At 67.3% G+C, this 20,551-nt stretch carries 22 protein-coding genes; 15 read left to right on the forward strand and 7 right to left on the reverse strand.

Going from position 1 to position 20,551, the window contains the following annotated elements:
* Both RKE50_RS03185 and RKE50_RS03190 read left to right on the forward strand, forming a co-directional pair.
* Positions 1-1,503 carry a metal ABC transporter solute-binding protein, Zn/Mn family gene (locus RKE50_RS03185; protein WP_350034358.1) on the forward strand — a complete coding sequence of 501 codons (1,503 nt, stop codon included), beginning with the start codon at positions 1-3 and terminating at the stop codon, positions 1,501-1,503.
* Positions 1,504-1,589: 86 nt separating this feature from the next.
* Entirely contained in the window at positions 1,590-2,966 is a 1,377-nt protein-coding gene (locus tag RKE50_RS03190) for a glycerophosphodiester phosphodiesterase family protein (RefSeq protein ID WP_350034359.1), read from the forward strand.
* A gap of 33 nt (positions 2,967-2,999) precedes the next feature.
* Here RKE50_RS03190 and RKE50_RS03195 read toward each other — a convergent pair whose 3' ends face one another.
* A complete protein-coding gene (locus tag RKE50_RS03195) occupies positions 3,000-5,117 on the reverse strand; it encodes a TonB-dependent copper receptor (RefSeq protein WP_350034361.1) in 2,118 nt (705 codons plus the stop codon).
* A gap of 175 nt (positions 5,118-5,292) precedes the next feature.
* Between RKE50_RS03195 and RKE50_RS03200 the strand changes: the two genes are divergently transcribed.
* The 4 genes from RKE50_RS03200 to RKE50_RS03215 are packed head-to-tail and all read left to right on the forward strand — an operon-like array spanning position 5,293 to position 10,343.
* Positions 5,293-6,309 carry an arginine N-succinyltransferase gene (locus RKE50_RS03200; RefSeq protein WP_350034362.1) on the forward strand — a complete coding sequence of 339 codons (1,017 nt, stop codon included), beginning with the start codon at positions 5,293-5,295 and terminating at the stop codon, positions 6,307-6,309.
* Positions 6,310-6,311: 2 nt separating this feature from the next.
* Positions 6,312-7,667 (forward strand): N-succinylarginine dihydrolase, encoded by a 1,356-nt coding sequence (gene astB, locus RKE50_RS03205; protein WP_350034364.1) that lies wholly within the window; start codon positions 6,312-6,314, stop codon positions 7,665-7,667.
* Between the two features lie 20 nt (positions 7,668-7,687).
* Positions 7,688-9,085 carry a hemolysin family protein gene (locus tag RKE50_RS03210; RefSeq protein ID WP_350034366.1) on the forward strand — a complete coding sequence of 466 codons (1,398 nt, stop codon included), beginning with the start codon at positions 7,688-7,690 and terminating at the stop codon, positions 9,083-9,085.
* Positions 9,075-10,343, forward strand: a complete 1,269-nt coding sequence (locus RKE50_RS03215) for a hemolysin family protein (RefSeq protein ID WP_350034368.1) — start codon at positions 9,075-9,077, stop codon at positions 10,341-10,343. The genes RKE50_RS03210 and RKE50_RS03215 overlap by 11 nt, the downstream gene beginning before the upstream one ends.
* Here RKE50_RS03215 and RKE50_RS03220 read toward each other — a convergent pair.
* The 6 genes from RKE50_RS03220 to RKE50_RS03245 form a co-directional block, all read right to left on the reverse strand.
* Entirely contained in the window at positions 10,340-10,615 is a 276-nt protein-coding gene (locus tag RKE50_RS03220; protein WP_350034369.1) for a RidA family protein, read from the reverse strand. The genes RKE50_RS03215 and RKE50_RS03220 overlap by 4 nt on opposite strands.
* On the reverse strand, positions 10,570-11,160 hold the full coding sequence (locus RKE50_RS03225; RefSeq protein ID WP_350034371.1) for a DODA-type extradiol aromatic ring-opening family dioxygenase: 591 nt from the start codon (positions 11,158-11,160) through the stop codon (positions 10,570-10,572). Before RKE50_RS03225 ends, RKE50_RS03220 begins: the two co-directional genes overlap by 46 nt.
* A gap of 13 nt (positions 11,161-11,173) precedes the next feature.
* Positions 11,174-11,299, reverse strand: a complete 126-nt coding sequence (locus tag RKE50_RS03230) for a hypothetical protein (RefSeq protein WP_502937862.1) — start codon at positions 11,297-11,299, stop codon at positions 11,174-11,176.
* A 79-nt stretch (positions 11,300-11,378) separates the two neighbouring features.
* A complete protein-coding gene (locus RKE50_RS03235; protein ID WP_350034372.1) occupies positions 11,379-11,975 on the reverse strand; it encodes a Crp/Fnr family transcriptional regulator in 597 nt (198 codons plus the stop codon).
* A gap of 18 nt (positions 11,976-11,993) precedes the next feature.
* Positions 11,994-12,191: a YgaP family membrane protein gene (locus RKE50_RS03240; protein ID WP_350034374.1), complete on the reverse strand. Its 198-nt coding sequence runs from the start codon at positions 12,189-12,191 to the stop codon at positions 11,994-11,996.
* Between the two features lie 108 nt (positions 12,192-12,299).
* Entirely contained in the window at positions 12,300-13,139 is an 840-nt protein-coding gene (locus tag RKE50_RS03245; protein ID WP_350034376.1) for an alpha/beta fold hydrolase, read from the reverse strand.
* 142 nt (positions 13,140-13,281) lie between these two features.
* Here RKE50_RS03245 and RKE50_RS03250 point away from each other — a divergent pair, with 142 nt between their 5' ends.
* The 9 genes from RKE50_RS03250 to RKE50_RS03290 form a co-directional block, all read left to right on the forward strand.
* Positions 13,282-14,961 (forward strand): sigma 54-interacting transcriptional regulator, encoded by a 1,680-nt coding sequence (locus tag RKE50_RS03250; RefSeq protein ID WP_350034378.1) that lies wholly within the window; start codon positions 13,282-13,284, stop codon positions 14,959-14,961.
* Between the two features lie 176 nt (positions 14,962-15,137).
* Positions 15,138-15,422 carry a phenol hydroxylase subunit gene (locus RKE50_RS03255; protein ID WP_350034379.1) on the forward strand — a complete coding sequence of 95 codons (285 nt, stop codon included), beginning with the start codon at positions 15,138-15,140 and terminating at the stop codon, positions 15,420-15,422.
* Positions 15,423-15,469: 47 nt separating this feature from the next.
* Complete coding sequence (locus tag RKE50_RS03260) at positions 15,470-16,450, forward strand: aromatic/alkene monooxygenase hydroxylase subunit beta (protein ID WP_350034381.1); 981 nt, start codon at positions 15,470-15,472, stop codon at positions 16,448-16,450.
* A 13-nt stretch (positions 16,451-16,463) separates the two neighbouring features.
* The gene (locus tag RKE50_RS03265) at positions 16,464-16,730 is read left to right on the forward strand and encodes an MmoB/DmpM family protein (protein ID WP_350034383.1); all 267 of its coding nucleotides are present in this window, start codon (positions 16,464-16,466) and stop codon (positions 16,728-16,730) included.
* A gap of 22 nt (positions 16,731-16,752) precedes the next feature.
* The gene (locus RKE50_RS03270; RefSeq protein WP_350034384.1) at positions 16,753-18,285 is read left to right on the forward strand and encodes an aromatic/alkene/methane monooxygenase hydroxylase/oxygenase subunit alpha; all 1,533 of its coding nucleotides are present in this window, start codon (positions 16,753-16,755) and stop codon (positions 18,283-18,285) included.
* A gap of 24 nt (positions 18,286-18,309) precedes the next feature.
* The gene (locus tag RKE50_RS03275; RefSeq protein ID WP_350034385.1) at positions 18,310-18,672 is read left to right on the forward strand and encodes a phenol hydroxylase subunit P4; all 363 of its coding nucleotides are present in this window, start codon (positions 18,310-18,312) and stop codon (positions 18,670-18,672) included.
* A 33-nt stretch (positions 18,673-18,705) separates the two neighbouring features.
* Positions 18,706-19,764 (forward strand): NADH:ubiquinone reductase (Na(+)-transporting) subunit F, encoded by a 1,059-nt coding sequence (locus RKE50_RS03280; protein ID WP_350034386.1) that lies wholly within the window; start codon positions 18,706-18,708, stop codon positions 19,762-19,764.
* Positions 19,765-19,767: 3 nt separating this feature from the next.
* A complete protein-coding gene (locus RKE50_RS03285) occupies positions 19,768-20,121 on the forward strand; it encodes a 2Fe-2S iron-sulfur cluster-binding protein (protein ID WP_350034387.1) in 354 nt (117 codons plus the stop codon).
* 4 nt (positions 20,122-20,125) lie between these two features.
* On the forward strand, positions 20,126-20,551 hold a 426-nt coding region (locus tag RKE50_RS03290; protein WP_350034388.1), incomplete at its 3' end, for a VOC family protein.

Below are 20,551 nucleotides of genomic sequence, written 5' to 3' on the forward strand. Positions count from 1 at the left end.
GTGAAGACGTCTTGTGTGCTGCGCCGCCTGGCCGCGGTGGTCCTGCTGTTACTGGCGGGGGAGCAGCCCGCACTGGCCGCCGAGGCGCCGCGGGTCGTAGTCAGTGGTCGGCCCATGCACGCGATTGCCGCCGGGTTGCTCGCCGGCGTTGCCGAGCCAGTGCTCCTGTTCCCGGCCGGCGGCGATCCGCGCATCCGCGAGCCCTCCGCTGCCGACCGCGAGGCGCTCGCGGAGGCCGACCTCTTCCTCTGGGCGGGTCCCGAACTGGAGCCGGCGCTGGCACCGGCTATCGCCGCGCTGGAGGATGCGGTACCGGTCTACGAGGCGCTTGCCACTCCGCGCCTCAAGATCCTGCCGGACCGCCGCGATGAGACCCGCCGCGACCCGTTCTTCTGGCTCGACAGCCGCAACATGCTCCTGCTGCTCGACGAGCTCGGCCGCCGCCTGGTCGAGCTGGACCCAGCGCACCGGGCCAGCTACGAGCGCAACTGGCGCGAGCTCGCCGACGCCCTCGGCGACCTCGACCGTTCGCTCGAGTTCGAATACCGCGCCGTGAGCGGTGCGCCCATGTTCTTCTATCACGACACGCACCAGTACTTTGCCCAGGCCTATGCCATGAATGTCGCCGGCACCTTTACCGGCTACGCCAGCGATGCCGGCGCCGGGGAGGCGCTCCTGTCGCTGCGCCGGGCGCTTGCCGACACGGACAAGCCCTGCCTGTTCACGGACCGCGCCCTGCCGGCGGCCAATCTTGAACTCCTTGTCAGTGGCCTCGACGTGCGCGTGGTGCCCCTGGATGTCTTCGGCCAGCGCCTCGAGGCCGGCCCCGGTCTGTACAGAAAACTCATGAGGGACAACTTCGCGGCGCTGGCAGGCTGCAGCAGCGGCAGCGACACCGCGGCGGCCCCGGCGATGGACTTCCCCCCGGAACCCGAGGTGGATCGCTTTCCGCCAAGGGTGCTGCCGCGCTACATGCTCTCGGACCAGTACGGGCGCACGATCACCAACCAGGATTTCCCGGGCAGGCTGCAGCTGGTGTTCTTCGGTTTCACGTCCTGCCCGGACGTCTGTCCCACCACGCTGTCAGTCATGACCCGGGCCATGAAGCTGCTCGGGGACCTTGCCGACGGCGTGCAGCCGATCTTCATTTCCGTGGACCCGGCGCGCGACACGCCGGAACAGATGAAGGAATACCTCGGCTTCTTTGATCCGCGGATCATGGGCCTGCGCGGCAGCGCAGAGGCCACGAAACGGACCGTCGAGCTGTTTCGGGCCCAGTACCGCTTTATGCCCACCGCCGATGGCGAGGACTACACCGTGGACCATACCGGCAGCCTTTACCTGCTGGGCACGGATGGCGAGTTCATCACCAAGTTTGCCTACGGCATGACGGCGGCCGAGGTCGCGGACCGGCTGCGCGGCTACCTCACCGGGGAGTCTGACCTGGGGACCCTGCCTCTTCCGGGCAACGACGATACGGGGTCGGGCCTCTTCGATCGCTGATCGCTGAACGGGAGGGCTGCGCAGTCATGACGTCGTCATGACCGCACGGTATGCTGCGTGCGGCTTAACAAGAACGAAGCAGCGCCATGATCCCTTCTGTCCGCCCCCTGTTCGCCGCCGTTGCCCTGCTCGCCGCGTGCTCCGATGGCGACACCCTGCTCATCGAGCCGCCCCCGCCATCCTTCCTCACCGTGTTTCCAACGGCGGCGCCGGAGGGCCTGCCCGGCGAGTTGCGCACCCTGTCCTTCAAGGTGGCGCTGGTGGAAACGCAGCCCCGGGACGTGGTGGTGAACTGGCGCACCGAAGCGGGGACAGCCACGCCGGGAGAGGACTACTACGACGCCAGCGGCGAGGCGGTGATTGCCGCCGGCGACCTGGAAACGGCTATCGAGGTCGAACTGCTCGGTGACGCCGAGCCGGAACCGGCGGAGACCTTCCACCTGCGCGTCGGCACCACGGCCAATGCCGCGCCCACGGCGACGACGGTCCTCGGGACTATCGCCAACGACGACGTCGACTGCAGCGCACCCTATACGAAATCGGACCCCAATCGCTGGCGCGTCGCGCCGGGTGCCGACCCCCTCAACTACGCCCACCGCGGCGGCGTGATCGATTTCCCGGAGAACACGCTCTTTGCCTACGGCGAGGTCGCGGCGCTGGGGGCGGACGTGCTCGAGATGGACGTCTACCAGACGGCGGACAACGAGCTCGTCATCATTCACGACCTGGACGTGGACCGTACCACCGACGGCACCGGCAACGTGGTCGACCTGACCCTGGCGGAGCTCAAGGCGCTGGATGCCGCCTACTGGTTTGTGCCCGGCGAGGGTACGCCCCATGGCCGGCCGGAGAGCGATTATGTCTACCGCGGCATCGCCACCGGCGACAGGCCGCCGCCGCCGGGCTACTCGCGCGCCGACTTCCAGGTGCCGACGCTGCGCGAGGCGCTGGAGCGCTTCGCCCCCTATCTCATCAACGTCGAGCTGAAGCCGGACCTGGATGGCGAGGGCGACTACGAGCGGCTCATCGCCGACGAACTGCTCCGCTTCGGCCGCGTCGATGACGTGATCGCCGCGTCCTTCGTGGACGCCGCCGCCAACCGCTTCAAGGAAGCCGCTCCCTGCATCCACACCTCCGTGCCCCTGGACCAGGGCACGGGGCTGGTGCTCGCGGGCCTCGGCGACGGCATCATCCCGCCGGTGCCGGAACACGTGGCCTTCCAGGTGCCCCCGGACACGAGCCAGATCAGCCAGATACCCGATGATTTTCAACTCGAGGTAGTCACCGAGGACTTCGTCGCCGATGCGCACGCCGTCAACCTCGCCGTGCAGGTGTGGACCGTGAACAGCTGCGAGGAGATGCTGCGCATGATGGCGCTGGGGATCGACGCGATCATGACGGATCGCCCCGTGCTCCTCGAGGAACTCCTGAATACCCCCCCGGCGGAGCGCAGCTGCGACTGACCGGGGGCGGCACGCAACCGGGGGGCCAGCCCCTCAGAAGCGGTACTCGTAGCGGGCCCAGAGCACCCGGCCCGGCTCGTTTACGCGGATCGCCTCCGGGTTGAAGGGATCGAGGTTGCTCCGGTTCAGGTGCTCGGCGTAGCGGCGGTCGAAGAGGTTGTCGACCCCGGCGCGCAGGTCGCCGAAGCTGCCGAGGCTCATGCTGGCGTAGAGGTCGAGCACGGCCCAGTTCGGCGTTTCCCCGGCATCGAGACCGCTGTTGACCATGGGGTTGGCTTCCACCCGGTCCTGCTCCGCGGCCCAGCGCAGGCTGGCGCCGGCGCGCCAGCGGCTGGCGTCGTAGTCGAGGTTGACGCTGCCGTTCAGCGGCGGGGTCTGGGCGATGTCCCGGTTCTCGCTGGTGTTCTCGGCGCGCACCCAGGCGAGGCTCGCGGAGGCTTCCCAGCCGCCGCCTACGGCCCAGGTCCAGCTGCCTTCCACGCCGTAGAGCGTTGCGTCGACGTTGCGGTAGACGGAGGCATTGTCATCCTGAAGCACATCGCCCTGGCCGTGGGCGCGGTCGCGGAGGATGTAGTCGCTCACGTCGTCGTAGTAGACGACGCCGTCCAGCCGGTGGTCGCCGGCCTGGAATACGAGGCCGGCATCGGCCTGGCGGTGGGTCTCCGGGTCGAGGCCCGGGTTGCCGACCCAGCGCATCATCGGGTTGGGGTTGGCGGCGGCCAGGAAGCGCTCGGAGGCATCGGCGGTACGGACCGTCTGGCTGAGCCCGGCAAAGCCGGTCCAGTGCTCGCCCACGCGCTGCTCGAAGCGCAGCAGCCCGCCCCAGTTGTTCTCGTTGATCTCGTCGTCATGGGTCACGCCGTAGTACTGCGCGTAGAGCCCGTTGGGCCCCGGCAGCATGGGCGACGGCGGGTCGGCATCGACGGCGTCGGCATCGGCGCTGACCCGGTCATAGCGCAGCCCGGCCTTCAGGCTGCGCCCGGCGCTCAGGGCCCAGCGGACCTCCGCGAAGGCGCCGGCCTGCTCGAGGCTGGCGTCCGGCCAGAGGTAGCTCTGCACCATCTGCACGTTGTCGGTGGTCGGACCCATGAAGCGGGTCGCGCTGCGCTCGTTGCGCTGGTAGTCGAGGCCTACCGTCCACTCGACATCGCTGCCGGTGGTGAACTCGCCAACGATGCGCGCACCGGTTGTGTCCGAGCGGGACGGGACGCGCAGCGCCATGGGCATGGTGAGCGGGCGGTTGCTGTAGTTGTCCATGAGGTGCTCGACGTCGGTGCGGTAGAGTTCCACGGACAGTTCGTCGAGGCCGGCGAGGTCGTACGCGCGGTAGCGCAGGCGCACCTGGTCGCTGGTATCCTCCGGTGCGTCCATGCCGGCACCCGGGAACAGCGCGTCCGTGGTCTCGGTACGCTCCAGCGCGAGCTCCAGCCGGTCCTGGTCACGGAAGCGCAGGCCGCCGGCGAGGTAGATCGAGTCCTCGGCATAGGCGGAGCGCACTTCGTCACCGCCACCGTCCTCGTAGTTGTCCGCGGAGCGGTCCTCGATGTTCAGGCGCAGGTAGCCGGGTTCCCCGGACCAGGCGAGCTCTGCGGCGATGTCCCGCTCCAGGCCGTTGCTGGTGGTGCCCGCGCGCAGGCCGCCGCTGAAGCCCGCCTTGCCCGGCTCGTTCTCGCGCTCGAAGAGCAGCGTGCCGCCGCTGCCGCCGCCGCCGTAGCGCAGCGTCTGCACACCCTTGAGCACGACGATGCGTTCGTAGGTATTCACCGAGGCGAAGGAGGTGGGCGGGTCCATGCGGTTCGGGCAGCCGCCATGCAGGTAGGCGCCGTCGAGGAGCACGTTGATGCGCGACTGGCTCTGGCCGCGCAGCGTGGGCTCGAGTCCGCGGCCGCCGAAGCGGCCGAGGCTGAGGCCATTGACGGAGCGCAGCAGCTCGGCGCCATCGGCGGCGGGCGCGCCGTTTTCCTGGTCCAGGTCGAGTACATCCTGCCCCAGCGGCGCCTCGCGGACGCCGATGACGATGATATTCGGGAGGTCATCGCCGGGGGTCGTTTCCGCGCCGGAGGCGGTGCTGGCGGAGAGCGCGCCCGCAGAGAGAAAGGCGGCGAGGCTGCTCGCGACGAGTGTGCGGCTGGACGGGGGGGATGGTTGCATGACTGGCTGACTTCGATTCGGATTGGAAAGGCGAAGGAGTATATAGAGAACCGGAATGCTTTCCGTGTGGCATAGTGTCGCAGGCGCCTGCGACAGGCGGGCTGCACGGGGGCGCCATGGCCCAGGCCGGCGCCGCCGGTGTATGCTGTGCGCCCTCATCGAACCGGGTCACACCATGATCATCGTCCGTCCCGTCCGCGAGGACGATCTCGACAGCCTGTACGACCTCGCCCGGGAAGCCTACCCGGGCATGACGACGCTGCCGCCGGACCGGGACGCACTCGCTGCGAAGATCGAACTGTCCAGCACCAGCGTGGCGAAGGCCGTGGAAAAGCCCGGCAACGAGGTCTACATGCTGGTCATGGAGGACACCGCGACCGGCGCGGTGGTGGGTACCGCCAGCGTGATCGCCAGCCTGGGCGAGGTCGAGCCCTTCTACTCCTACAAGCTGAACAAGGTCACCCACAAGTCCCGGGTGCTCGACAAGAAGGTCACGGTCGCCACCCTCAACCTTTCCAACCACTTCGAGGGCTTTGCCGAGGTCGCCACCCTGTTCCTGTCCCCGGCCTACCGCAGGGACGGCAACGGCAAGCTCCTCGCCCGCAGCCGCTACCTGCTCATGGCCGCGCACCGCCAGCGCTTTCCGAAGGAAGTGATGGCCGACCTGCGCGGGCACTACGAGGACGGCGGCCGCTCACCTTTCTGGGAGGCCGTGGGCCGGCATTTCTTCGAGATGGAATTCGCCGAGGCGGACGTCTTCGGCGCCCTGCATGGCAACCAGTTCATCGCGGAGCTCATGCCGACGCAGCCGGTCTACGTGAACCTGCTCCCGGCCGATGCGCAGGCGGTGATCGGACGGGTGAACAGTGCCGGCGAGCCAGCGCTGGAGCTGCTGGAGCGCGAGGGCTTCCGCTGGCAGGGGCACGTCGACATTTTCGACGCGGCGCCAAGCGTGGACGCGGAGATCGACAACCTCGCCACGGTGGCCGCCACCCGCCGCGGGACCCTGGCGGGGCCACTGGAGGACGACGCGGCGGCGCTGCCCACACTGGTTGCCGCCGGGTCCATCGACCGCTTTACGGCCTGCCTCGTGCCCGCCCTGGAAGCCGACGGCGGGCTGAGGCTGCCGGCCGAAGCGATTGAGGTCCTGCCCGTCGGGCCGGGCGAAGCACTCTGGTACACGGAACTCTGAGCATGGCACAGCAGCAGGACGGCACTGCAGCGGCGATCGAGTCCAATTTCGACGGCATCGTCGGCAATACGCACAACTACGCGGGGCTATCCCCCGGCAATCTCGCCTCGGCGAAGCACGCGCAGAAGTCCTCGCACCCGCGGGCCGCGGCGCGCCAGGGGCTGGCGAAGATGAAGCGCCTGCACGACCTGGGCCTGGTGCAGGGCTTCCTGCCGCCGCACGAGCGGCCGCACCTGCCGACGCTGCACGCCTTCGGCTTCAGCGGCAGGCCGGCGGAGGTGCTGGCCCGGGCGGCGAAAGACGCCCCGGCGCTGCTGGCCATCGCCTGCTCCGCCTCGCCCATGTGGGCGGCGAACGCAGCCACCGTGTCACCCAGTGCCGACTGTGCCGACGGCCGCGTCCACTTCACCCCGGCGAACCTCGCCAGCATGGCGCACCGGGCCATCGAGCCGGCCTTCACCGGCCGTGCCCTGCGCGCGATCTTCGCCGACGAGGCGCATTTCGCGCACCACCCGCCGGTACCGGCGGGCAGCCGTTTCGGCGACGAGGGCGCCGCCAACTACGGCCGCCTGTGCAGCGCCCACGGCGAGGCCGGTGCGGCGCTGTTCGTCTACGGCCGCGCGGGCGGTGACGAGGCGGGGCCGACGCGGCACCCGGCGCGCCAGGCCCTGGAGGCCTCGGCCGCCGTCGCGCGCGCCCACGGCCTGAACCCGGCGCGCGTGGTCTTCGCCCGGCAGAACCCGGTGGCCATCGACGCCGGTGCCTTCCATAACGACGTCGTCTCCGTGGCCAACCGGCACGTGCTGTTCAGCCACGAGCAGGCGCTGGCGGAGCCGGCGGCGGTCGCCGAGGCGCTGCGCGCCGTGGTACCCGCCTTCGAGGTGGTCACGGTACCCGCGGCAGAGGTCTCTCTCGAGGATGCGGTGGGCAGCTACCTGTTCAATTCCCAGCTCGTGGACATCCCGGGCCGCGAGGGCATGACGCTGGTGCTGCCCGAGGAGAGCCGCGAGAACCCGCGGGTGCTGGCAGCGCTGGAGGCGGTGCGCGACGGCGACAATTCCATCGCGCACCTGGAGTTCGTGGATGTGCGCCAGAGCATGGACAACGGCGGCGGCCCCGCCTGCCTGCGGCTGCGGGTGGTACTGACGCCCGCCGAGCGGGCCGCGGTGAACCCGGCCTTCGTCCTCGACGAGGCGCGTTACGCGACGCTCTGCGACTGGGTCGACCGCCACTACCGGGACGTGCTCACGCCGGCGGAGCTGGCCGATCCCGCGCTCCTCGACGAAACCTACACGGCGCTCGACGCGCTGACGCAGCTCCTCGGCACCGGTTCGCTGTATGATTTCCAGCGAGCCTGAGCGGGCCGTGTCCTGCGGGCGTGGATAGGCTCGCCGCCGCCTTCTCGGTCCCCCTCGCCGCCCTCGGCGAGTTCCTGGCCTTCGACCCGGCGCTGCTCGCGGCCCCGGACATGGTCGTCCGCCTCGTGCTCATGGTTCTGCTGCTTGCCGCATCGGCGTTTTTCTCCAGCGCCGAGACGGCGCTTTTCTCCCTGTCCCGCCTCCAGCTGCAGGAGCTCCGGCACGGCGGCCACGGCAGCGCCGATACGATCCATGAGCTTCTCGACCAGCCGCGCCGGCTCATCATTTCCATTCTCTGCGGCAACGAGCTGATCAACGTTGCCGCTACGGCGAACATGGCCTCCATTCTCCTGGCACTGTATCCGCCCGACGTGGTGATCGTGGTGAACTTGCTCATCATGGTGCCGCTGCTGCTGCTCTTCGGCGAAGTCACGCCGAAGACAATCGCCGTGACCAACCCATCGCTGGTGAGCACCCGCATCAGCGCGCGCCCCATGAAGACCTGGGTGCGGCTCGTGGCGCCGCTGCGCTGGCTCGTGCGCCTGCTGTCCGAGCGGATCACCACGCTGCTCGTCGGTGCGGAGCGGGCGCCGGAGAACATCCTGCGGGTCGACGAGTTCCGCACCCTGGTCGAGGAAGTGGTCGAGAGTGGCGAGCTGCACGCCATGGAGCGAGAGCTCATCGACAACATCCTCGCCGCCGGTTCGACGGAAGTCCTCGAAATCATGCGGCCGCGGACGCGGGTGGACTTCGTCGACGGCGACCTTGCGATGGCGGAGATCGTCGAGGAAATGCGTCGGCTGCGGCACCGGCGGCTCCCGGTTTACCGCGGCGCGCACGACAACGTCGTGGGCATGCTCCATGCCGAGGACCTGGCCAACCAGCTGCTCGACGGCGTTGACCCGGCAGAGCTTTCCCTTGCGGACCTGCTGCACCCGGTCGCGGCGGTGCCACCGACGAAGAAGGTCGATGAGCTCTTCGCCTACTTCCTGGCGCAGGAAACCCACGCGGCGGTGGTCGTCGACGAGTTCGGCGGCGTCGAGGGCCTGGTCACCCTGGGCGACGTGATCGACTTCGTCTTTGGTCGCGCACCCCGGCAGGCGGCGGCGGACCAGGCGGTGATCGACACCGGCGATGGCGCCTGGGAGGCGGACGGCGCGCTCAAGCTCGGCAGGTTCTGCAGTCTTGTTCGTATCGAGCTTGCAGAAAAGCGCGTGACCACCGTTGCCGGCCTGCTGCTGAAGCGCCTCGACCGGCGCCCGGAGGTCGGCGACATCGTGCGCGTCGACGGGGTGACCGTGCGCATCATCGCCATGGACGGACTGCGCATCGCCCGGGTCCGCATCGAGCCACCCGGCTACGAGGCGCCGACGGCGGAGCCGGGCAGCGCCGGCGAGGAGGGCGGCGATGACGGGTGAGAGCGCGGCCATCCTCCTGTGCATGGTGATCCTGCTGCTGCTGCAGGGCTTCTTCTCGGGCTCGGAGATCGCCCTGGTCAATGCCGACAAGCTCAAGCTGCGGCACCTCGCCGCCAGCGGGCGCCGCGGCGCGCAGCACGTGCTGCGGATGTTCCAGCACCCGGAAGTGCTGCTAGGCACCACCCTGGTCGGCACCAACGTCTCGCTGGTGGCCTTCACCACGCTGGGTACACTGTTGCTGAGCCGGGTCTTCGGCGGGTTCGCGGAGGTGGCGGCGCTGCTGCTGCTCACGCCGCTGACGCTCATTTTCGGCGAGATCGTGCCCAAGAGCGTCTACCAGCAGAGCGCCGATGCGCTGGCACCGCGCCTTATCTACCCCCTGCGCCTGTTCTCGCTCCTGTTCTACCCGGTGGTGCTGGTTTTCTCGGGCCTCGCGCGCCTTGCCGTGCGGCTCACCGGCGTCACGCCGCCGCGGCAGGGCCTGTTCACCACGCGGGAGCAGGTGCGGCTGATGCTCGAGGGCGCGGAGCAGGCGGCGAACGTCGACGTCTTCGACCGCGACCGGCTGCTGCGGGCGGTGCGCTTCGCCAGCATCACCGCCGGCGAGGTCATGGTGCCCATCGGCGAGGTGATCATGGTCAGCCGCCGCGACACGACCGAGGAAGCCATCGAGATCGCGCGCTGCCACGGTTACTTCCGCCTGCCGGTCTACGTGGACGAACCCGGGCAGATCGCCGGCGCCGTCAGCCTCGACCTGTGGGACCTCATGGACCCGGCGCTGCCGCAGCGGCCCCTCGACGCGCTCTGCAAGCCGGTGCATTACGTGGTCAAGGACCAGCTGGTGGACGAGATCGTCGGCAGCCTGCAGGGCCGCGACGATCACATGGCGATCGTGGTCGACGAGTTCGGGTCGGCCATTGGCATGATCACTCTGGAGGACATCCTGGAGCAGGTGGTCGGCGAGGTGGCGCAGCTCAATCACCGCATCGCCGAGCACCCGGTGACCCGCCGGCCGCGGATCGAGCGGCTGGGCCCGGAGAGCTTCAGCATCGATGGCCGTGCCCTGCTTGCCGACGTCGGCGAGTTGATCGGCATCCCGCTCGAGGAGCCCGGGGTCAACACCATCGGCGGCCTGCTCATCAGCCGCCTGCGGCGCCTGCCCCGCGAGGGGGACAACGCCCTCGTCGCCGGCTACCGCTTTACCGTGACGGCAATGAAGGATCGCGCCGTACGCACGGTGGTGGTGGAGCCGGACTAGGCCTGGGCCGGCAGGTAGGCGACCGCCTTGATCTCGATGAGCAGCTGGGGGTGGGGCAGCTGGTGCACGGCGACGGTGGTACGCGCCGGCCCGGCGTAGTCGAAGAACTCGCTGTAGACTGCGTTGTAGCCACCGAAGTCGTTCATGTTGACCAGGAAGGTCGTGATTTCGACGATGTCATCGAGCTCCGCGTTCACTTCCCGCAGGATGTCGCGGATGTTCTCGATTACGGCGCGGGTCTGCACCCGGATGTCCAGCGCAACGGTGCCCATGGCGTCGACCTCGGCGCCGCCGGCGCCGTAGAGAGGACCGTAGCCGTGGACCTTGGCACCGGAGAAGCTGCCGCCGCGATGCGCCCGAGGGTCACGGTCAGGGTCCAGTCGTGATAGACGTTGTTCGAGGTGATGACCAGCGGGCGCTTCTTGTCGGCGTTGAGAAAGTTCGAGGCGACGATGGTGCCTGTGTCGATGGGAACCTTACCGTAGTCCACGCCCTTGGACTTGATCCCGGCCGCGTTGGTCGCCGAAATGGCCGCTTCCGCCAGCGCCGTGTCGATTGTGATGTCGAAGGGCAGCTCGCCGTATTCGTGCCAGTTCTCGTCGACGTGCACGTCCTTCAGGTGCGGCCGGGCCTGCCACAACTGGTCCAGCACTGCGATCCACTGGGTTGAATAGACGACGATGGTGTCCGGCGCGGCTTCGGCGAGGGCCCGCCCGGCGGCGTCCATGGCGTCTGCGAGAGCGCCCCAGGGCGGGTTGTCGCGCCGTACCTGGGGCAGGGGCGAGCCGGGAACGAGAAAGGCAGCGACTACGGTCATGCGGGTTACTCCGTCAGGCCGCGCGGGCGAGGCCTGCCTTGACCAGGTCCCACTCCATGACCGCGTTGCCGGTGCCGATCACCGTGCCGTAACCGTGCAGTTCACCGGGAATCTCCGGGTAACCCATGGCGAAGAACATCCAGGTGAAGGCGCCGGACTTTCAGGCCGGCAAGCCGTTTGCCGGGGCGGTGCGCCTGGCGCGCGCAGCGATGCCCGCTTCAGGCGCCGGGCTCGGCGGCTGTCCTGACCAGGGCAGCGCGGTCGAGGATGGTTACGCTGCCACGGTCTGGGCGCACCAGGCCCTGCGCGGCGAAGCGCGCGAGCTGGCGGCTGACCACAGCGCGGCCGGAGCCGGTTTCTGCGGCGAGCTGCGCATGGGTGGCATTAACCGTGTCATCGTGCCCGGCCAGCCGCAGGAGGGCGCGCGCGAGGCGGGCGGGAAAGCCGGTCAGGGCGATGTCTTCCACCAGCCGTTCGAAATCCGCAAACCGTCGTGCAACGGCCTCGAAAACCCGGATGCGAAAGCACTCGTCGGCACCCATGGCGCGGTGAAAGTCTGCCGCGGGGATGATCTCGGCGAGAAGATCCGTTTCGGCCACGCCGCGCGCCGAGTAATCCCGCCCCTGCACCAGGCAGGAGTAGGTCTGCAGGCACAGCTCTCCCGGCGTGACCCGGTAGAGGACCACTTCGCGACCATTGGCCGCGGTGAGGGTGACGCGTAGCGATCCCTCCCGGAGCAGCACGAAGCCGCGGCAGGGGTCGCCGGCCCGGAACAGCACCGTGCCCGCGGGAATGTGCCGGGGCGCGGCGCTCACGGCCGCCCCGGCAGGTGTTTACTGCTCTCGCGGTGCCGGGCAGGTGCGGATGCCGACCAGGCTGTACGCGGGGCAGACGCCGACGACCCCGGTGACCAGCGGGACCAGGCCCAGCCAGCCCGCGGGGGTCTGCGGGCCGACAAAGGCGAGGGACAGGATGCCGAGACCGGCGATAACCCGCACGGCGCGATCGATGGTGCCTTCATTGCGTTGCATAGCGTTCTCCTTCCGGTGCTTACCGGTGTTGCCGCAGCATGTGTTGGCGAAGCATGGCGCATGCGGGCGGCATAGGTCGGTGATAAAGTCACCGAGTCCGCGGCGGGTTTATCCGTCGGCATGGTCGGCATCCAGGAAGTCCCTGAGCAGGCGCTGGAACGCTGCGGCGTGCTCGATCTGCGTCCAGTGTCCGCAGCGGCCGAAGACATGCAGCTGTGCGTCGTCAATCCACCGCAGCAGTGTCAGCGAGGTCTCCAGGGGGATAACGCGGTCGTCGCGGCCGTGGATGAGCAGGGTCGGCTGGCGGATACCGCGCACGGCTGCCTCGTCGTGCGCCATGGCGTCGACCCAGCGCTGCCTCGGCGCCGGAAACATGCGGCGGTAGGCATCCTGTACCCCGGGGCGGGTGCTCGCCGCGTGGCGAAGGGCGACCAGCTCATCGGTGATGCGCGACTGGTCGAAGGCGAAGATGCCTATGAGCTCACGCATGCCCTCGAGCGAGGGCGTATAGCCCCAGACGGCGTCCAGCCCGGGCGTCAGCTCGAAGGGTACGCCGACGCTGCCCATGAGCACCAGCCGGCGCACCCGCTCGGGATGCCCGATCGCCATGGCGAGAGCCATGGACCCGCCGAAAGAGTTGCCGACGACGTCGACCCTGTCCAGGCCGAGGGCGTCGAGAAAGCCGACCAGCTGCGCGAGCCAGCCCTCGCGGCTGAAGCGATAATCCGCCGGTACGGCGCTATAACCGAAGCCGGCGAGATCCGGTGCCAGCAGGCGCATTTGTGGAGCCAGCCCCTCGATCACCAGCCGCCAGTTTGCCCAGGCGGAAACGCCCGGCCCGGAACCGTGCAGGAGCAGCACGGGCCGCCCCGTGCCGCGGTCGTGGAAATTGGTTTCGACGTTGCCAGTGGTGATGCGCTGGCCGATCTCCGGATTGTCGGTGGCCACGGGTGGCTCTCCTGTATGCTCAAGCGGCCCCTTTTTAGCACGAGCTCTGCCCGGAACCTAAGCCGCTTGAACCGTCCGGGTCGCTGTGGTCCTATCAATCACTCGCATTGTGCGCGCTGCAGGATAACGAGAGGCTCCCACGATGAGCTCGCCGCCCGCAAAGGACGATGGCCCCTGCCTGCCCGAGATGCAGGATATCTGGAACCTGCTTCGCTTCGAGGCGCAGGAGGGCCGTATCTGGCTCGACGAGGAGCGGGTCGTCCTGCTCCGTTCCAACGAGCTTCGGGGTCTGCGCCGGGAGCTCATCGACGCCCTGGGCATGCAGCGCGCCAAGGGCCTGCTTACGCGCATGGGCTATATCTCCGGGAAAATGGACGCCGAGCGCGCGCGTCGCCTGCGCCCGGATGCCTCTCTCTTCGACGTTTTCTCCGTGGGGCCGCAGTCGCACATGGTCACCGGCCAGGTGAAGGTCATCCCGCAGAAGCTGGACTGGAACGAGCAGGAAAACTACTTTCACGCCATCTTCGACTGGGAAAACTCCTTCGAGGCGGAGATCTTCCTGAGCGAGTTCGGCGCCGGCTTTGAGCCCGTGTGTTGGGCCCAGCTCGGCTATGCCAGCGGCTTCACCACGCAGTTCATGGGGCGGCAGATCTACTTCAAGGAAACCTGCTGCACGGCCTGTGGCCATGAAACCTGCCGCATCGAAGGCCGCCTGGTCGAGGACTGGGAGGATGCCGAGGAGGCCTTCCGGCACTACCAGCCGGACCGGATCGCCGACCAGCTCTTCGAACTGCAGGAGCAAATGGCGGAGCTGCGCTCCCGGGTCGATGCCGAAGAACACTTCGGCCAGCTGATTGGCTCCTCCCCCCGCTTCCTCGAGGTCCGCGACCTGCTGTCGCGGGCGGCCCGGAGCAAGGTCACCGTGCTGCTCCTCGGCGAGACCGGGGTCGGCAAGGACATGTTCGCGCGCGCGCTGCACGAGGCCAGCGACCGGGCCGACAAACCTTTCGTCGCCGTCAACTGTGCTGCCATTCCCCGGGACCTGATCGAGGCAGAGCTTTTCGGTGTCGAGCGCGGCGCCTTCACCGGCGCCGAGAAGACCCGGGCCGGGCGCTTCGAGCGGGCCGATACCGGTACGCTGTTCCTTGACGAGGTGGGCGAGCTGTCGCTGCATGCGCAAGCGGCCCTGCTGCGTGTGCTGCAGGAGGGCGAACTGGAGCGGGTTGGCGGCTCCGAGGTAAAGACGGTGGACGTCCGGCTCATTGCCGCCACCAACGAGGATCTTGACGAGGCCGTGCGCGAGGGGCGCTTCCGCCAGGATCTGCTCTACCGCCTCAATGTCTACTCCACGACCGTGCCGCCGCTGCGCGAGCGCATCGAGGACCTGCCCGATCTCATCAGCCACTTCCTCGACAAGTACGGCACGCTGCACGGCAAGACCGGCCTGTCGGTGACGGACCGCGCCATGACGCTGCTGCGTGAGTACGACTGGCCGGGGAACATCCGCGAGCTGGCCAACGTGATCGAGCGCGGCGTGATTCTTACGGATCCCGGTGGCCAGATCGAGGCGGCCCACCTCTTTCCCGGTTTCCGCGGTCAGCAGGACGAAGAAGGCGACGCGCCGGAGCAGCGCCCCCTGTCCGAGCTCGTGGCCGGAGCCATCGACGCCGGCCACCCCCTCGAAGCGGTGGAGCAGCAGCTCATCGACGCGGCCATGGCACGGTCGGGCAACAAGGTCAGCGGGGCGGCCCGGCTGCTGGGACTGACGCGCGCGCAGCTCGACTACCGGCTGAAAAAACGCCAGGACGCCGAGAATTCATGAAATCATGAACCTCGTGACCTCAAGAATTCACCATTTCATGAAAGTTGCTACCCGCTCCGGCATACCCCCAGCGCAAAAAAATTTATAACTAGCTAAAAAATCTCGATTTTCTGCTTTGTTGGCATGGCCCCTGCACCCTGAGGGATGACAGTGTCATAGCTAACAAAGAGATAACCATGACAGAGTTGAAAGCCGTCGGCCCGGCGCCGACCGCCGATAGCTTCGAGCGCCTCACCCGCTATGTCCGCGTTCGCGGTGAAACGGCGAGCGGCTTCATCGAGTTCGATTTCGCCATCGGCGATCCCTCCCTGTACGTCGAGCTGGTGCTTCCGAAAGGCGCCTTCGACATCTTCTGCGAGCGTAACGGCGTCGTCTTCATGTCCGAGGAGGAGGCTGCGGCCGTGGATGCGGACATGGAGAAATGGCGCTACGGCGATCTTCGCGGGGCCGCTGACGAGTAGCGCAACCGCCCCGGGGCTCAACCCATTCCGTAACGAGCAGGTGTCCCATGACCATTGAAATCAAGACCTCGACGATTCAGCCGATCCGCAACACCTTCGCGCACATCGAGCGCCGCTTCGGCGACAAGCCGGCTTCCCGCTACCAGGAAGCCAGCTACGATCTCGCCCCGACCACCAACTTCCACTACCGGCCGCTCTGGGACCCCGAGCGGGAGCTCAACGATCCCGGCCGCACGGCGATCGACATGGAAGACTGGTACGCCTTCCGCGACCCCCGGCAGTACTACTACGGCAGCTACGTGCAGGCGCGGGCGAAGCTGCAGGAGATCACCGAGAGCAATTACGCTTTCTTCATCCGCCGAGACCTCGCCAGCCGCCTGCCTGGGGCGGCCCGGGAAAAAATCGTTCGCTGCCTGCTGCCCCTGCGCCACCTGGAGATGGGCGCGAACATGAACAACGTCTTCGGCTCTGCCTACGGCATCGGCACGGTGCTGACCCAGGCCTTCCTCTACAACGGCATGGACCGGCTGGGCATCGCGCAGTACCTCTCGCGCATCGGCCTCATCCTGGACGGCAACAGCGGCGACACGCTGAAAGCGGCCAAGACCAGCTGGATGGAAGACCCGCTCTGGCAGGACCTGCGGCGCTATGTCGAGGATGTGCTCGCCCAGAAGGACTGGTTCGAGGTCTTCGTCGCCCAGGACGTCGTTCTCGATACGCTCGTCTACGACATCTTCTACCGCCAGTTCGACGAGACGATGACCGATGCCGGTGCCGGCGACCTCGCGATGCTCATCGAGTTCATGCAGGAGTGGCACAAGGAGACCTCACGCTGGGTGGATACGGTGATCAAGATCGCCGTTGCCGAGTCCGACGCCAACCGCGAGCAGATCGCCGCCTGGGTGAGTGACTGGAAGCAGCAGGCCCTGGCCGCCCTCGGTCCACTGGCGGCGGAGGCCGTAGGCCCCGACGCCATCAACGCAAGTGCGGAAGTCCTCAACAAGCGCCTGGCCAAGGCCGGCCTCTAAGGGAGTAAAGACAATGTCGAAAGTCTACATGGCACTGCAGGACAACGAGGAGGCGCACTATCTCGTGGAGGCGCTGGAAGAGGACAACCCCGACGTCACCGTCGACTACCAACCGGCGATGATCCGCATCGAGAACGAGGACCGGCTCGTGCTCAAGCGGGAAACGGTCGAGGAAAAAATGGGCCGCGACTGGGACCTGCAGTCCCTGCACGTGAACCTGGTCACTATCGGCGGCAACGTCGATGAGACCGACGACGAATTCACCCTGAGCTGGAATTAACAGATAACACGGAGCGACTGACATGGCCGCAAGGAAACTGAACCTCAAGGAGCGCTACAGCCTGCTCACCCGCGATCTCGACTGGGAGTACAGCTACCGCGACAAGAAGGAAATCTTCCCCTATGAAGACTTCGAGGGCATCAAGATTACCGACTGGAGCAAGTGGGAAGATCCTTTCCGCTTGACCATGGATGCCTACTGGAAGTACCAGGCGGAAAAAGAAAAGAAGCTTTACGCCATCTTCGACGCCTTCGCCCAGAACAACGGCCAGCAGAACGTCACCGACGCCCGCTATGTCAACGCCATCAAGGTCTTCCTGACCGGCGTTTCCCCGCTCGAGTACCAGGCCTACTCCGGCTACGCCCATGTAGGCCGCCAGTTCAGTGGCGTCGGCGCGCGTACCGCCTGCCAGATGCAGTCCATCGATGAACTGCGTCACGTGCAGACCCAGGTGCACGCGATGAGCCACTACAACAAGTTCTTCGACGGCTTCCAGGACTTCTCGCACATGCACGACCGCGTCTGGTACCTGTCGGTGCCGAAGTCTTTCTTCGATGACGCGCGCAGCGCCGGGCCCTTCGAGTTCATGGTGGCGATCAGCTTCTCCTTCGAGTACGTGCTGACCAACCTGCTCTTCGTGCCCTTCATGTCCGGTGCCGCCTACAACGGCGACATGGCCACGGTGACCTTCGGCTTCTCCGCGCAGTCCGACGAGGCCCGACACATGACGCTCGGGCTGGAGGTGATCAAGTTCCTCCTCGAGCAGCACCCGGACAACGTGCCCATCGTCCAGCGCTGGATCGACAAGTGGTTCTGGCGCGGCACCCGCCTGCTGGCCATCGTCGCGATGATGATGGACTACATGCTGCCGAACCGCGTCATGTCCTGGAAGGAGGCCTGGGAGGTGTACTTCGAGGAGGCCGGCGGTGCGCTGTTCAAGGACCTGGCCCGCTACGGGATCGAGATGCCGAAGTACGCGGCCACGGCCATCGCCGAGAAGGACCACATCTCGCACCAGGCCTGGAGCATCTTCTATAACTACGGCCACGCTGCCGCCTTCCACACCTGGATGCCCGGCGAGAAGGAAATGGACTGGCTGTCCGAGAAGTACCCGGACACCTTCGACAAGTTCTACCGCCCGCGCTTCGAGCACTGGCGTGAAAAGGAGCAGGCCGGTGAGCGTTTCTACAACCCGACGCTGCCCATGCTCTGCAACACCTGCCAGATTCCCATGGGCTTCACGGAAATGGACGACCCGTCACTTATCGCCTACCGCCAGTCGGTCTACAAGGGCGAGCGCTACAACTTCTGCTCCGATGGCTGCAAGGACATCTTCGACCACGAGCCGGAGAAGTACGTGCAGTCCTGGCTGCCGGTGCACCAAATCTACCAGGGCAACTGCGGCGGCGCGGATATCGAGAAGGTCCTCAGCGAGTACTACCGGATCAACATGGGCAGGGACAACCTCGACTTCCACGGCTCGCCGGACGAAGCGCGCTGGAACGAGTGGCACAACCTGCAGTCCGCCGAAGATCGGCTGAAGAAGGCCGGCTGAGCAGCAAACAAGGAGTAACTGACCATGGCAGTAGCAGCAATCACGCCGGATTACACCGGCGAGCGGCTGGACCGGGTGGAGAATTTCCACGGCAATATCGTCGTCTACATCGGCTGGGACCGGCACCTCATGTTCTGCTCCCCGATCGCCTTTGCGATGCCGCCGGACACGACCTTCGGCAAGCTGCAGGACGAGATGATCGCCGGCGCTTATTCGCAGCACCCGGATTTCGCCAGGATCGACTGGGGGCAGGTGTCCTGGCTCCTCAACGGCGAACCGTTTACGCCGGACCGGGAGGCGACGCTGGAGGCGCAGGGCGTCGATCACAAGTCCATCATCCGCATGCAGACGCCGGGGCTCGAGGGCATCGGCGGGTCCCACAGCTGATGAGAGCGGCAAGCGTGGCAGGAGGGTCGGGCCATGTATGAGGTCACCATTGAACCGACCGGCGACGTGGTCGAGGTCGAGGAGGGTCAGACCCTTCTGGACGCCAGCCTGCGCCAAGGTGTCTGGTTGCCCTTCGCCTGCGGGCATGGCACCTGCGGTACCTGCAAGGTGCAGATTCTCGAGGGCGAGGCCGACCCGGGGGACGCGTCGCCCTTCGCCCTCATGGACGTGGAGCGCGAGGAAGGCAAGGTGCTCGCCTGCTGTGCCCTGCCGCAGAGCGACCTGGTCATCGAGGCGGATATCGATGTCGACCCGGACTTCCTAGGCTACCCGGTGGAGGACTACGAGGCGACCGTGGAGTCCATCACCGATCTCTCGCCGACCATCAAGGGCCTGCGCCTTCGCCTGGACCGGCCCATGGCGTTCCAGGCCGGGCAGTACATCAACCTGCAGCTACCCGGAGTGGATGGCGCGCGGGCGTTTTCCATCGCCAACAAGCCATCGGATAACGAGGTGGTGGAGCTGCACGTCCGTCACGTTCCGGGCGGCGCCGCGACCAGCTACATTCACGAGCAGCTTGCGGAGGGGCAGACCCTGCCACTGTCCGGGCCCTATGGGCAGTTCTTCGTGCGCAAGTCGGCGAGCGAGGACCTGATCTTCATTGCCGGCGGCTCCGGCCTGTCCAGCCCCCAGTCCATGGTTCTCGATCTCCTCGAGCACGGCGACACGCGCAATATTACGCTGTTCCAGGGCGCGCGCAACCTGGCAGAGCTCTACAACCGGGAGCTGTTCGAGGCGCTCGCTGCCGAGCACGACAACTTCACCTACGTGCCGGCGCTCGATGCCCCGGAAGATCCCGATAGCTGGACCGGCTTCATCGGCTATGTCCACGAGGCAGCGAATACGCACTTTGATGGGCAGTTCGGCGGCCACAAGGCCTACCTCTGCGGGCCGCCGCCGATGATCGACGCGGCGATCACCGCCCTCATGCGCGGCCGCCTGTTCGAGCGCGATATCTACATGGAGCGCTTCCTGACGGCCGCCGACGGTGCCGAGGGTGGCACGCGCAGCGCGCTGTTCAAGCGGATCTAGCCCATGGACACGCGCCACAGGATCACGCTCGCGCCCGAGGGCCTGGCGTTTTCCTGCGGGGTTGAGGAGAACCTCCTGCAGGCACTGCAGCGGGTCGGCGTGGCGCCGGCCCTGCTGGCGGCCATACCCGTCGGCTGCCGCGGTGGCGGCTGCGGCGTGTGCCGGATCCGCGTGCGCGCCGGGCAGTTCCGTACCGGGCGCATGAGTCGCAAGCACATCAGCGAGGCGGACGAGGCGGCCGGCACGGTCCTCGCCTGCCGTGTCTTTCCCGAGAGCGACCTGGAGATCGAGGTGGACCTGTCGGCGGCCAACCCGATCACCCGCTCATCCACCATAGCGAAACGACAAGGGGGATAAACCCATGCAGAAAGGCGTCATGCGTCCGGGTCACGTGCAGATCCGCGTCCTGGACATGGAGGCGGCGGTAACTCACTACCGCGACCGGCTCGGTCTCATCCACACCCACACGGACGGCGAAGGCCGCCACTACTTCAAGGGCTGGACGGAAGTCGATGCCTTCTCGGTGGTGCTGCGCGAAGCCGACGAGCCGGGCATGGACTTCATGGGCTTCAAGGTGACGGACGCGGCGACGCTGGCGGCGCGCAAGCAGGACCTCATTGCCCACGGCTGCCAGGTGGAGACGATCCCCGCCGGCGAGCTCGACGGCTGCGGCGAGCGCGTGCGTTTCGACTCGCCGACGGGCCACTGGTTCGAGCTGTTCGCGGAGAAGGAGCAGACCGGCAAGTGGGGCGTGGGCGAACGCAACCCGGACGCCTGGCCGGAAGAC

Source organism: Pseudohaliea sp. (assembly GCF_040217025.1).
GTDB lineage: Bacteria > Pseudomonadota > Gammaproteobacteria > Pseudomonadales > Halieaceae > Pseudohaliea.